The organism is Micromonospora sp. NBRC 110009, from assembly GCF_030518795.1.
Taxonomy (GTDB): Bacteria; Actinomycetota; Actinomycetes; order Mycobacteriales; family Micromonosporaceae; genus Micromonospora.
Genome location: NZ_CP130427.1, coordinates 2,190,295 through 2,202,291, shown reverse-complemented (window position 1 = coordinate 2,202,291; position 11,997 = coordinate 2,190,295). Strand labels below are relative to the sequence as shown.

Here is an 11,997-nt window from a genome sequence, read left to right as displayed (position 1 = left end):
CCCGGGCCGCGGCCCGGCCCCGCGTCGGCGTGCTCACCGGGGGTCACCCTGGTCGACGTCGGGCAGGGCGGGATCGCCGGCGCGGGACAGGCCGCTGCGGTGCCGGGCCTTCTCCACCTCGGCCCCGGCCCGGCGCAGCGTCTCGCCCGTCCCGGCGGCCGGGCGGGCGGCCTCGGTGCGGGCGAGGAACCGGCCGGCCTCCTCCTCCAGCAGCGTGCCGACCCGGTCGAGCAGGTCCACCCGGGCCCTGCTGGCGAGGTTCCGCACCGCCTGGTCGCCGAAGATCGCCTGGAGGACGGTCTGTCCGGCGACGGCGGTGCCGGCCCCGGTGGCGACCTCCAGACCGGTCGGGATGAAGGCGGTGGAGGCGAAGACCCCGATCATGACGGCCAGGCCGGTCGCGTTGACCGCGTACGCGGCCGTGCGGGCCACGAAGCGGCGGTCGGCGCCCTCGGCCCGCACCAGCTCCAGCACCCCGCGCTGCCAGTCCCGGACCAGCCGCTCGGCGCGCTCGACGAAGTCGTCGGAGGCGTGGGCGAGCCCCGGTTCGAGCAGCGCCGCCCCGGCCGGATGCGCCTTCCACCCGGTGTACGCGTGCTCGGCCGCCTCGGCGGCCACCCCGCGCAGCAGCGTGACCAGTTGGGACTCGATGGCGGTCCGCAGCTCGGCGGCGGGCGCGGGACGGCCGGTGACCGCCGCGACCATCCGGTCCCGGAGCCGGCCGATCCGGGCCTCCAGGGTGCGGAAGAACTCGCCGGTGCCGACGAACTCCTGCCAGCGGGCCAGCACCTCGCCGCGGAGCAGTCGGCCGTCCTTGAGCCCGTGGTCGACCGTCCGCTGCGCCCCCCGGTATGCCGCCCGGACCCGCTCGTCGAGCGCGTCGGCGGCGTCCACCTGCTCGTCGGCGGCGTCGGCCAGCGCGTCCACGGTCGGGTGCAGCGCGGCCAGCGCGCCGTCCAGGGTGTGCCGGACCACGGCGGACCGGGCCTCGGCGTCGGCGGCCAGCCCGGCGAACCAGGCGCTCAGCGGGGCGGTGACCCGGTCCGGGAGCAGCCCCTGCCCGTCGACCCAGGTCTCCGGGAGGACGAAGAGCGGCGCGGCGCCCAGGTCCTGGGCGGCGAGCATCTCCGACAGGTGGGCGGCGATCTCGTCGGCCGCCTCCGGCGGCACCCGGTCGAGGACCATGGCGATCGCCGTCCCCCGCGTCCGGGCGCTGCGCAGCAGCTCCCAGGGGACGGCGTCGGCGTACCGGGCGGCGGTGGTGACGAAGAGCCAGAGGTCGGCGGCGGCCAGCAGTTGCCCGGCGAGCGCCCGGTTGGCGTCGACCACCGAGTCGATGTCGGGCGCGTCGAGGAAGGCCAGCCCGGCCGGCAGCGCGGGGGCGGTGACCAGGTGCAGGGTGCCCGGCTCGTCGCTCGGCTCGTTGGTGCGGGTCAGGCCGGGCAGCAGGTCCCCCTGCCGGAACCACGCCGAGTCGGCGGGGTTGCAGACCAGGACCGGGGAGCGGGTGGTGGGGCGGAGCAGCCCGGCGGCGCTGACCCGCGCCTGGACCAGGCTGTTGACCAGCGTCGACTTGCCGGCGCCGGTGGAGCCGCCGACCACCACCAGCAGTGGGGCGTCGAGCCGGGCGAGCCGGGGCAGCAGATAATCGTCGAGCTGGTCGGCCATGCCGGCGGCGGTCCGCCGGGCCGGTTCGGCCGAGGGCAGGACCAGCGGGAACCGGGCGGCCCCGATCGCGGCCCGAAGGCCGGCGAGCGCGGCGGGCAGATCTTCCCCGCTGGCGGCGGGCGGATCGTCCCCGGCCTCGGGTCCGGTGCGGGCTGCGACGGCGGGCGCGCCGGAACGGGTGGCGGGATCGCCATGCGTCGTCACCGCTAAAGCGTGCCCGACCGATGCAAGGTAAGACAACCGGACGGTAATAACGGTCAGGTTGCGTCGGGTCGACTCAACCTCGACTTGCGGTTTGCCGGTGGCGTGGCACTATTGAGTCAAGTTCACTCAACTTGTGGTGCGGTCGCTGCGGGCGACCCGCCGGGCAGGCCCGTTGACCTGCTCATCCGTTACGAAGCGAGGAAGCGAACATGGCACGTGCGGTCGGCATCGACCTCGGCACGACGAACTCCTGCGTCAGCGTTCTCGAGGGCGGTGAGCCCACGGTCATCGCCAACGCTGAGGGCTCGCGGACGACCCCCTCGATCGTCGCGTTCGCCCGCAACGGCGAGGTGCTCGTCGGTGAGGTCGCGAAGCGCCAAGCGGTGACCAACCCCGACCGGACCATCCGCTCGGTCAAGCGGGAGATCGGCACCAACTGGACCGTCGACATCGACGGCAAGAAGTACACCCCGCAGGAGATCTCGGCCCGCACGCTGATGAAGCTCAAGCGGGACGCCGAGGCCTACCTGGGCGAGCAGATCACCGACGCGGTGATCACCGTCCCCGCCTACTTCAACGACGGCCAGCGCCAGGCCACCAAGGAGGCCGGTGAGATCGCCGGCTTCAACGTGCTGCGGATCGTCAACGAGCCGACCGCGGCCGCCCTGGCGTACGGCCTCGACAAGGGCTCCAAGGAGCAGACCGTCCTGGTCTTCGACCTGGGTGGCGGCACCTTCGACGTCTCGCTGCTGGAGCTGGCCGAGGGCGTCATCGAGGTCAAGTCCACCAGCGGTGACAACCACCTCGGTGGTGACGACTGGGACCAGCGGATCATCGACCACCTGGTGAAGACCTTCCGCGGCGAGCACGGCATCGACCTGTCCCAGGACAAGATGGCCATGCAGCGGCTCAAGGAGGCGGCCGAGAAGGCCAAGATCGAGCTGTCCGCCGCCACCACCAGCAACATCAACCTGCCGTACATCACCGCCGGTTCGGCCGGCCCGCTGCACCTCGACGTGACCCTGAGCCGCGCCGAGTTCCAGCGCATGACGCAGGACCTGCTGGACCGCTGCAAGGGCCCGTTCGAGCAGGCCGTGAAGGATGCCGGGATCAAGATCTCCGACGTCGACCACGTCATCCTGGTCGGCGGCTCGACCCGGATGCCGGCCGTGACCGACCTGGTCAAGCAGCTCACGGGCCGCGACCCGAACAAGGGCGTGAACCCGGACGAGGTCGTCGCCGTCGGCGCCGCCCTGCAGGCCGGTGTGCTCAAGGGTGAGGTCAAGGACGTCCTGCTGCTCGACGTGACCCCGCTGAGCCTGGGCATCGAGACCAAGGGCGGGATCTTCACCAAGCTCATCGAGCGCAACACCACCATCCCGACCAAGCGTTCCGAGGTCTTCACCACGGCCGACGACAACCAGCCGTCGGTGCTGATCCAGGTGTTCCAGGGCGAGCGGGAGATCGCGGCCTACAACAAGAAGCTCGGCACCTTCGAGCTGACCGGCCTCCCGCCGGCGCCGCGCGGCGTGCCGCAGATCGAGGTCACCTTCGACATCGACGCCAACGGCATCGTCAACGTGCACGCCAAGGACCTGGGCACCGGCAAGGAACAGAAGATGACGATCACCGGCGGCTCCTCGCTGCCGAAGGACGACATCGAGCGGATGCGCCGGGACGCCGAGGAGCACGCCGACGAGGACAAGCGGCGCCGCGACGAGGCGGAGACCCGCAACGTGGCCGAGGCACTCCAGTGGCAGACCGAGAAGTTCCTCGCCGAGAGCGGCGACAAGCTGCCCAGCGAGAACCGGGACCAGCTCAACGAGGCCCTCGGCGAGCTGCGCAGCGCGCTCGGCGGCCAGGACATCGACAAGATCAAGGCGGCCCACGAGCGGCTGGCCCAGGTCTCCCAGCAGGCCGGTTCGCTGCTCTACTCGCAGCAGCAGGGCGAGCAGGGTGCGCCGGGGGCGGCCGGGCCGGGGGCGGCCGGGCCGGGCGCGGGTGCGACCGGTGGCGCGCAGGCCGGCGGCGCCGACGACGTGGTCGACGCGGAGATCGTGGACGAGGACAAGAAGTGACCTTGCGTCCCGGACACGTTCTCACAGCAGAGGGATGAGGTAGCCGCATGACGGAGAAGCCACGAGCCGCCCGCTCGGGTTCCACCGGGTCGGCGCCGGGTGGCTCCGCGGCCGCCGGGCAGGGCGCCGGCGACGAGCCGCGGGTCGTCATCCGTGACAAGCGCAAGATCGGCAAGTCCACCGAGCAGCCGGTGACCGACACGTCGGCCGCGGACGCCGCGGCCGACGTGCCCGCCGAGGGGCTGGTCGAGGAGGCCGAGGTCGTGGTCGACGAGATCGTGGCGGAGGACGAGGCCCAGGTCTCGGGCCCGCCAGTGGTCGACGCCCCGGCCGAGCCGGGGGAGCCGGCGGTCGCGGCCGCGTCGCTCGACGCCGAGCAGGCGTCGCTCCGGGCCGAGTTGGACGAGCGGACCCGCGACCTGCAGCGCGTGTCGGCGGAGTACGCCAACTACCGCAAGCGGGTCGACCGGGACCGCAACCTGGTCCAGGAGCAGGCGACCGGCGGCGTGCTGACCGCGCTGCTGCCGATCCTCGACGACCTGGACCGGGCCCGCGAGCACGGCGACCTGGTGGGGCCGTTCGGCTCGGTGGCCGAGCAGCTCACCACCGCGCTGGGCAAGTTCGGCCTGACCGCGTTCGGCGAGCAGGGCGACCCGTTCGACCCGACCCGGCACGAGGCGGTGGCCCACCAGACCTCCGCCGACGTGACCGAACCGACCTGCGTACAGGTTATGCGCCGGGGCTATCAGCTCGGCGAACGGCTGCTGCGGCCCGCTCTGGTCGCGGTCGCCGACCCGGAGTAGTGCCGACCCGTGACGTCCCGCCCGCCCGCACCGGGCGGGCGGGGCGCCCGGGGTACGTCCCGTGGAAGGGGGTGGACCGGTGAGTTCCAAGGACTGGATCGAGAAGGACTACTACGCCGCGCTGGGCGTGGAGAAGTCCGCCTCCGCGGACGAGATCAAGAAGTCGTACCGGAAGTTGGCGCGGGAGTCGCACCCGGACCACAACCCCGGTGACCCCAGGGCCGAGGAGCGGTTCAAGGCCGTCTCCGAGGCGTACGCGGTGCTCGGCGACGAGAAGAAGCGCCGCGAGTACGACGAGATGCGTTCGCTCTTCGGTTCGGGCGCGTTCCGCCGCAACGCGCGGGGTGCGGGCCAGCCGGGCGGCATGCCGTTCGACGTCTCCGATCTGTTCGGCGGGGCGGCCGGCGGCGAGGGTCGGTTCGGCGGCGGGCTGGGCGATCTGTTCGGCTCGATCTTCACCGGCGGTGGCGCCGGCGGCGCGGCCCGTCCGCGCGGCCCCGCCCGGGGCCGGGACGTCGAGGCCGAGGTGGCGCTCGACTTCGAGGACGCCGTACGTGGCGTCACGTTGCCGCTGACGCTGCGCGCCCCCGGGGTCTGCGACACCTGCCACGGCAACGGGGCGAAGCCGGGCACCCAGCCGGTGGCCTGCCCGGTCTGCCACGGCGCCGGGGTGACCACCCGCAACCAGGGGTCGTTCAGCTTCTCCGAGCCCTGCCGCAACTGCCAGGGTGTGGGCACCATCGTCGAGGAGAAGTGCCCCGAGTGCCACGGCACCGGCGGGGTGACCAAGACCCGGACGCTGAACGTCCGCTTCCCCGCCGGGGTGGCCGACGGCCAGCGCATCCGGCTGGCCGGCCGGGGCGAGCCCGGTGAGCGGGGCGGTCCCGCGGGCGATCTGTTCGTCCAGGTGAAGGTGCGCCCGGACGAGCTGTTCGGGCGCAGCGGGGACGACCTGACCCTGACCGTGCCGATCACCTTCGCCGAGGCGGTACTCGGCACGGACCTGCGGGTGCCGACCCTGGACGGCACGGTGACCCTCCGGGTGCCACCGGGTACTCCGAGCGGTCGGGTGCTGCGGGCCCGGGGCAAGGGCGTCGTACGCAAGGACGGCCGCGCCGGTGACCTGCTGGTCACCCTCGATGTGGTGGTTCCGGCGAAGGTGTCGGACGAGGCGCGGGCGGCGCTGGAGGCGTTCGCGGAGCAGACCCCACCCGCGGCGCGGGAACATCTCGACGCGCGGGTGCGTCGGTTCGGTTGATCGGGTGAGCAGGCAGCGGAGGTGAGCGGGGATGTCGCAGGAGTTCGTCGGCTCGGGTGACCCTGCCTACGAGGCCAAGGTGCTGATGATCTCGGTCGCGGCGCGGATGGCGGGGATGCACCCGCAGACCCTGCGCCAGTACGACCGGCTGGGTCTGGTGCAGGCCGGCCGGGCCGCCGGCGGTGGTCGCCGGTACAGCGTCCGGGACGTGGTGCTGCTCCGCGAGGTGCAGCGCCTCAGCCAGGACGACGGGATCAACCTGGCCGGGGTCAAGCGGATCATCGGGTTGGAGCGGCTGCTCGAGGAGGCCCAGCGGCGGGTGGCCCGGCTGGAGGCGGAGCTGGACGCCGCGTACCGCCGGATCGCCGAGCTGGAGTCGCTGGGCGGCTTCACCCGCGGTGACCTGGTCCCCACCAACCGCACCTCCACCGCGCTCGTCGTCTGGCGCCCCCGCCGCACCCCCGACCGCTGATCCCCTACTCCGCCGCCCACTGACGCAGGCCGGCGTGTGCCCTTCCGGGCCGCGCCGGCCTTCCGCGTTTCGCTCCCCCTGACCGGCTGCATGTCCACGACGCCGACGTGGGTCAGTCGGCGGCGCGCCGGCGGTAGCGGGCCATCTTGTCGCGGCTGCCGCAGACCTCCATGGAGCACCAACGGCGGCTGCCCGCCCGCGAGGTGTCCAGGTAGATCAGCGTGCACGTGTCGCTGGAGCATTCGCGCAGGCGGTTGGCGTGGGAGCCGCCGAGCAGGTCGACGCCGTCGCGCGCCACGAACGCCAGCAGCCCGTCGGCGGTGGGTGCCACGAGGTGTTTCGCCGAACCGTCCGCCGTGAGCCGGATCGCGGGTGGCGCCTTGGCCGCCCAGCGGTTCACCAGATCGATGGCTCGCCGGTCCAGCGGTTCCTCGAGGACCCGGCCGCGCATCAGCCGATAGAGGGCTTCGCGCAGCTCACGGGCGCTGCGGAGGGCCGAGGCGGAAACCGGCACGGGGATGTCGATCAGGCCCGCCTCGACGAACCAGCGCGCGAGATCGGCCGGGGCAGGGATGCGTTCGACGCTGGGATCGCGCCACCGTAGGCCGTGGGTCGCGGTGAAGTCGACCGAAACCCGGCCGCCGACGAACCGGAAGGCCGCCTCATCCTGAAACACCACTCGATGATACCGGTTCAAGCGGTAACCCAGATCACCCCACAGGTGCTGTTGTGTTACCTGCTCGGCCAGTAACGTCTCGGCGCATGAGAATTCTTGTCGTCGGGGCGGGCGCGACCGGAGGCTACTTCGGCGCCCAGCTCCAGCAGGCCGGCCGGGACGTCACCTTCCTCGTCCGGCCCAAACGCGCCGACGTGCTCCGCGAGCGCGGGCTGCGAATCACCGGCCTGGGAACCGAGACCGTGCTCACGCCACGGCTGCTTACCGCCGCCGAGATCGATGGGCATTACGACGTCGTGCTCGTCTCGGTGAAGGCCACCGCGCTGCCGGCGGCGATCGACGACGTCGCCGCCGCGGTCGGCCCGCGTACCACGGTGATCCCGTTCTTGAACGGGATGGCGCACATGGACACGCTGAACGAGCGGTTCGACGTGGACGCCGTGCTCGGCGGCGTGGTCCGCGTCCTCACCACGCTCGACGCCGAGGGTGACATTGTCCGGCTGGGCACCCTGGCCGAGATCGTCATCGGCGAACAGCAGGGCGGCCCGTCGCAGCGCGTCGAGCAGATCGCTGCGGTGCTGTCCGGCGCGGGCTTCGACTTCTCCGTCTCGCCGGACATCAACAGAGCCATGTGGCACAAGTGGGTCTTCATCAGCACGCTCGGCGCCCTCAACACCCTGGTACGCGGTTCGGTGGGCGACGCCCTCGCAGTCCCCGAAGGCTCTCGCCTCGGCCCGCAGATCGCAGCCGAGGCAGCGGCCGTCGCCGCAGCAGCCGGGCATCCGGTGCCGAAGCAGGCCCTCGACAATGTCCAGGCCTTCGTGACCCGGCCCAACTCGGCCGACACCGCCTCGCTCTACCGTGACCTGGTCGCCGGGCAGCCGACCGAGGCCGAGCAGATCTTCGGCGACCTCACGGCGCGGGCCCGTGCGTTCGGCGTACCCACTCCGCTGCTGGACGCCACGACGGTGGCTCTGCGCGTGCACGAACGGCGCCTCGCCTGCGGATAGTGTGCTGTCTCCAGGCTCAGCCGCCGGTTGGCCCAGGTCTGTCGCCCTGGGCCGCCCGGTGGGTTTCGGGGAAACCGGGGTGCCGGACGGAGGCGATCCGCTAACGTCTGAACCAGGCCCAACCAACTCAATCCGGACTCCGAACTGGCAGGGGGAGCCATGACGGAATCGGCGAAGAAGGTGGCGCAACAGGCGGAGGAACGGCTGGAGAAGGTGGCCGAGAACGTCCGCGAGCGATTCGACCGGGTGACCGAGGGTCGCTTCACTGACAAGATCAAGGAAGGGCGCTTCGCCGACCAGGTCGATCACGGCATCGACCAGGGGCGCGCCGAGACGAGACGCCGGAGACAGGGCGGATCGGAACGCTGACGATCCGCGACGTGCGGGCCGGGACCCACGGGGGGTCCCGGCCCGTTCGCCGTCCGACGGACGGCGGCTGCCGTACTTATCCTTCTGACCGACCCGCTGGATCCCATGGTCCGGATCCCCCGGTTAGCAGCCCGAATGGTCGAGCCGCCTGCCGGGTCCACTCTGGCAGCATGCCGCGGGGGGCGCCGGACGGCACGCGACCGGCGGGGAAGGTGTGGTGGACGGCGTGGTTGAGCACCGCGTCGGCGCGCTCGAAATCCGCGGGCTCGGACCGGTCGAGGTGCGCGTCGGAGCAATACCGGTCGATCTCGCGGCCGCTCAGCTGCGTACGCTGCTCGCCGCCCTGCTGCTCGACCTCAACCGGGTGGTGCCCGCCGAGACCCTCGTCGACCGGCTGTGGTCCGACAAGCCGGTGGCGAGCGCGCGCGGCAGCTTGCAGGCGTACGTCTCCCGCCTGCGCCGGCTGCTCGACCAGGCGGGCGTCCCGGCCGCCGAGGTCCTCGCCACCCGGCCGGCCGGCTACCTGCTGGCCCTCGCCGAGGAGGCCTTCGACGTCAGCCGCTTCGAACGGGCGGTCCGCGGCGCCCACGACTTGCGCGACGCCGGCCGGTTCACCGACGCCCGTCGGGTCCTCGACGAGGGGCTCGCCCTGTGGCGCGGTCCGGCCTACGCCGACATTCCCGTGCCGGCAGTGCGGGCCGAGGCGGTGCGGCTGGACGAGGGGCGCTGGTCCGCCCGCGAGCTCGCCGCCGAACTCGACCTCGCGCTCGGCCGGCACAGGTACCTCGCCGACGAGCTGCTCGCCGCCGTGGGTCAGGCCCCGCTGCGCGAGCGGCTGCGCGGCGCGCTCATGCTCGCGCTCTATCGCAGTGGCCGGCAGGCCGATGCGCTCGCGGTCTACGTCGAGGGCCGGCGGCTGCTCGCTGACGAGCTCGGTGTCGACCCGGGGCGGGAGCTGCAGCAGCTGTACGAGCGGGTGCTGCGCCAGGACCCGGCGCTCGACCTGCCGGTCGCTCCCGTCCGGACCGCTGCCGCAGCGCCGGCCCCCGCCCCGCAACCGGTCGCGCCCAGCCGGCCTCCCGTCGTGGGACGCGACGACGAACTCGCCCGGCTCGACGCCGCGCTCGCCACCGCCTGGGCCGGGGCCACGACCGTGGTCACGCTGACCGGCGAGGCGGGCATCGGCAAGACCCGGTTGGCCGAAGAGGCGGCCGTACACGCCACCGCTGCGGGTGCCCTCGTGGTCTGGGGTCGCTGTTGGGAGCACGAGGGCGCGCCTGACCTCTGGCCGTGGACCCAGGCGCTGCGCGACGTCGTCGGCGACGGCCCGGAGGGACGGGAGCTGCTCTCCGGGCGCGCCGCCCCCGCGGCGCTCCTCCTGCCGGACCTGGGGGATCGTGGGGCGGCCCCCGACGCGACCAGCCCGGCACAGGCTCGCGCCCAGCTGGTCGACGCCGTCGTCGCGCTGCTCGCCTCGGCCGGCCGCCGCCGGCCGCTGCTCGTCGTGCTCGAGGACCTGCACTGGGCCGACCAGGAGTCGTTGCACCTGCTCGAGCTGGTCGCCGCCCACCTGCGCGACGTCCCCGTCGCCATCGTGGCCACGGTGCGCCTGCCCAACGACGTCACCGACGACCCGAGCGGGCACCTGCTGGCCGGGCTGGCCCGGGTCGGTGCCCACCGGGTCACGCTGCGCGGCCTCGGTGTCGACGAGGTGCGGACCTACATCGCCGAGGCGACGGGTCGAACGGTGTCACCGGAGGTGGCGAGCGCGGTGGCCGCGCGTACCGACGGCAATCCCTTCTTCATCACCCAGGTGGTCCGCCTCGGCGGTCCGGACGCGGTCCTCGACGACGGCGTCGTACCCGAGGGGGTCCGCGAGGCGGTGGCCCGGCGGTTGCGCCGGGTCGCGCCCGCGGACCGGGCGGTGCTGGAGGCGGCCGCGGTGGCCGGCCGGGTCTTCGACCTGCCGCTGCTGGAGGCGGTCTCCGGCGTGCCCGCGCCCACCATCGACGCGGCCGTCGACCGGGCACTGCGCTCCGGTCTGCTCAGCGAGGAGCCGGCCGCGGTCCCGCGCTTCCGCTTCGCGCACGCGTTGGTCCAGGAGACGCTGCTCGCCGAGGTGCCCCGGGCCCGCCGGGCCCGGCTGCACGACCGGGCCGCCGCCGCGGTCGAGGCCCGGTACCCGGACAGCCTGGCGGAGCACGCGGCCGTGCTGGCCCACCACCTGGCCGCGAGTGGCACCGACCCGGCGCGCTGCGTGCGGCACACGCTCCTCGCCGCCGAGCATGCCCGCGGCCGGTGGGCCTTCGACGAGGCCGAGCGGCATCTGCGGGCCGCGCTCGACCGGGTCGTGCTCGTACCCGGCCAACCGGGCCGGGAGCTGGAGTTGCAGGCCCGCACCGCCCTCGGCTCGCTGCTCACCCTCGCGCTGGGCTACGACGCCCCGGCCGTCGCCGAGCAGCGGCGCCTCGCCCTGGCGCTCTCCCGCGCGGCGGGCTCGGTGGACGACCTGCTCTCGGCGCTCTGGGGTATCTGGGGCACCGCGCTGGTGAGCGGGCGGATCGAGGACGCCGATCTGGCCGTGGATCAGTTGGACGGGGCAGCCGTGGAGCGCGACGACGCCATGCTGCGCATCGCCGCCTTGCACGCCCGTGGACAGGTCCGCTGGCATCAGGGCCGGCTCGCCGAGGCCCGGGCCGAGCTGGAGGCGTGCGTGCCGCTCGCCGACCGGCATGCCGAGGCGGTACGGCTGGACATCTTCCTCCAGCATCCGGCCGCGACCAGCCGGGGTTGGCTCTCCATCGTGCTGGCGATGCTCGGCCGGCGCGAGGAGTCGGGGCAGGCGGCCGCCGCGGCGCGCCGCCGTGGTGACGAGCTGGGCGACCCGTACACGAAGGCGTACCTGCAGGTGCTGGAGTCCTGGCGGCGGCTGTGGCTCGACGACGCCGCGGGAGCGTTCAGCGCGGCGGCCGAAGGTCTCGCGATCTGCCGGGAGCACGGCTTCGCGCAGCTCGAGGCGTTCTCCCTCGGCCCGCTCGGCTGGGGCCGCGTACGCGGCGGCGACCCCGCCGGAATTGCCGAGGTCAGGACGGCGGTCGAGGTGTTCGCCGGGGCCGGGGCGATGTTCAGCCACCTGCTGCTCGGGATTCTCGGCGAGCTCGAACTGCTCGCCGGCCGCCCGGCGGAAGCCCTGGCCGCGATCGACCGGGGCATCGAGGCGTCCGACCGCAACGGCGAGGAGTTCTTCCTGGTCGAGCTGTACCGACTGCGGGCGCGGACGCTCGACCGACTGGGCGACCACGAAGCCGCGGCCCTCGCGATCCGGCGGGGGCTGGAAGTCGGCCAGCAGCAGGGCGCGGCGCTCTTCGTCGACCGGCTGCGCGGCCCCCGTCCGCTGTACTCGGTGGACCGACCCGCCTGAGCGGCGGCGATGGCCGGGCGCTAGCGCCGCGCAAGTCT

9 protein-coding genes are annotated in these 11,997 nt (G+C 73.5%); 7 read left to right on the top strand and 2 right to left on the bottom strand.

Annotated features, from left to right (window positions below):
* Positions 1 to 33: 33 nt before the first annotated feature.
* A complete protein-coding gene (locus Q2K19_RS10490) occupies positions 34 to 1,872 on the bottom strand; it encodes an ABC transporter (protein WP_302769970.1) in 1,839 nt (612 codons plus the stop codon).
* Positions 1,873 to 2,081: 209 nt separating this feature from the next.
* Between Q2K19_RS10490 and dnaK the strand changes: the two genes are divergently transcribed.
* The 4 genes from dnaK to Q2K19_RS10470 all read left to right on the top strand — a co-directional run bounded on the left by dnaK (position 2,082) and on the right by Q2K19_RS10470 (position 6,483).
* A complete protein-coding gene (dnaK, locus tag Q2K19_RS10485) occupies positions 2,082 to 3,950 on the top strand; it encodes a molecular chaperone DnaK (protein WP_302769968.1) in 1,869 nt (622 codons plus the stop codon).
* 47 nt (positions 3,951 to 3,997) lie between these two features.
* On the top strand, positions 3,998 to 4,753 hold the full coding sequence (gene grpE / locus Q2K19_RS10480; RefSeq protein ID WP_302769967.1) for a nucleotide exchange factor GrpE: 756 nt from the start codon (positions 3,998 to 4,000) through the stop codon (positions 4,751 to 4,753).
* Positions 4,754 to 4,832: 79 nt separating this feature from the next.
* Positions 4,833 to 6,011, top strand: coding sequence for a molecular chaperone DnaJ (gene dnaJ, locus Q2K19_RS10475; RefSeq protein ID WP_302769966.1), 1,179 nt, complete (start codon positions 4,833 to 4,835; stop codon positions 6,009 to 6,011).
* 31 nt (positions 6,012 to 6,042) lie between these two features.
* Positions 6,043 to 6,483: a heat shock protein transcriptional repressor HspR gene (locus Q2K19_RS10470; RefSeq protein WP_302769964.1), complete on the top strand. Its 441-nt coding sequence runs from the start codon at positions 6,043 to 6,045 to the stop codon at positions 6,481 to 6,483.
* 112 nt (positions 6,484 to 6,595) lie between these two features.
* On the opposite strand, the gene Q2K19_RS10465 is transcribed toward Q2K19_RS10470, so the two are convergent.
* Positions 6,596 to 7,180, bottom strand: coding sequence for a CGNR zinc finger domain-containing protein (locus tag Q2K19_RS10465; RefSeq protein WP_302769962.1), 585 nt, complete (start codon positions 7,178 to 7,180; stop codon positions 6,596 to 6,598).
* Positions 7,181 to 7,245: 65 nt separating this feature from the next.
* Here Q2K19_RS10465 and Q2K19_RS10460 point away from each other — a divergent pair, with 65 nt between their 5' ends.
* The 3 genes from Q2K19_RS10460 to Q2K19_RS10450 all read left to right on the top strand — a co-directional run bounded on the left by Q2K19_RS10460 (position 7,246) and on the right by Q2K19_RS10450 (position 11,959).
* Positions 7,246 to 8,169 carry a ketopantoate reductase family protein gene (locus Q2K19_RS10460; protein WP_302769961.1) on the top strand — a complete coding sequence of 308 codons (924 nt, stop codon included), beginning with the start codon at positions 7,246 to 7,248 and terminating at the stop codon, positions 8,167 to 8,169.
* A 159-nt stretch (positions 8,170 to 8,328) separates the two neighbouring features.
* Positions 8,329 to 8,538: a hypothetical protein gene (locus Q2K19_RS10455; protein ID WP_302769959.1), complete on the top strand. Its 210-nt coding sequence runs from the start codon at positions 8,329 to 8,331 to the stop codon at positions 8,536 to 8,538.
* Between the two features lie 226 nt (positions 8,539 to 8,764).
* A complete protein-coding gene (locus Q2K19_RS10450; RefSeq protein WP_302769956.1) occupies positions 8,765 to 11,959 on the top strand; it encodes an ATP-binding protein in 3,195 nt (1,064 codons plus the stop codon).
* Positions 11,960 to 11,997 lie beyond the last annotated feature (38 nt).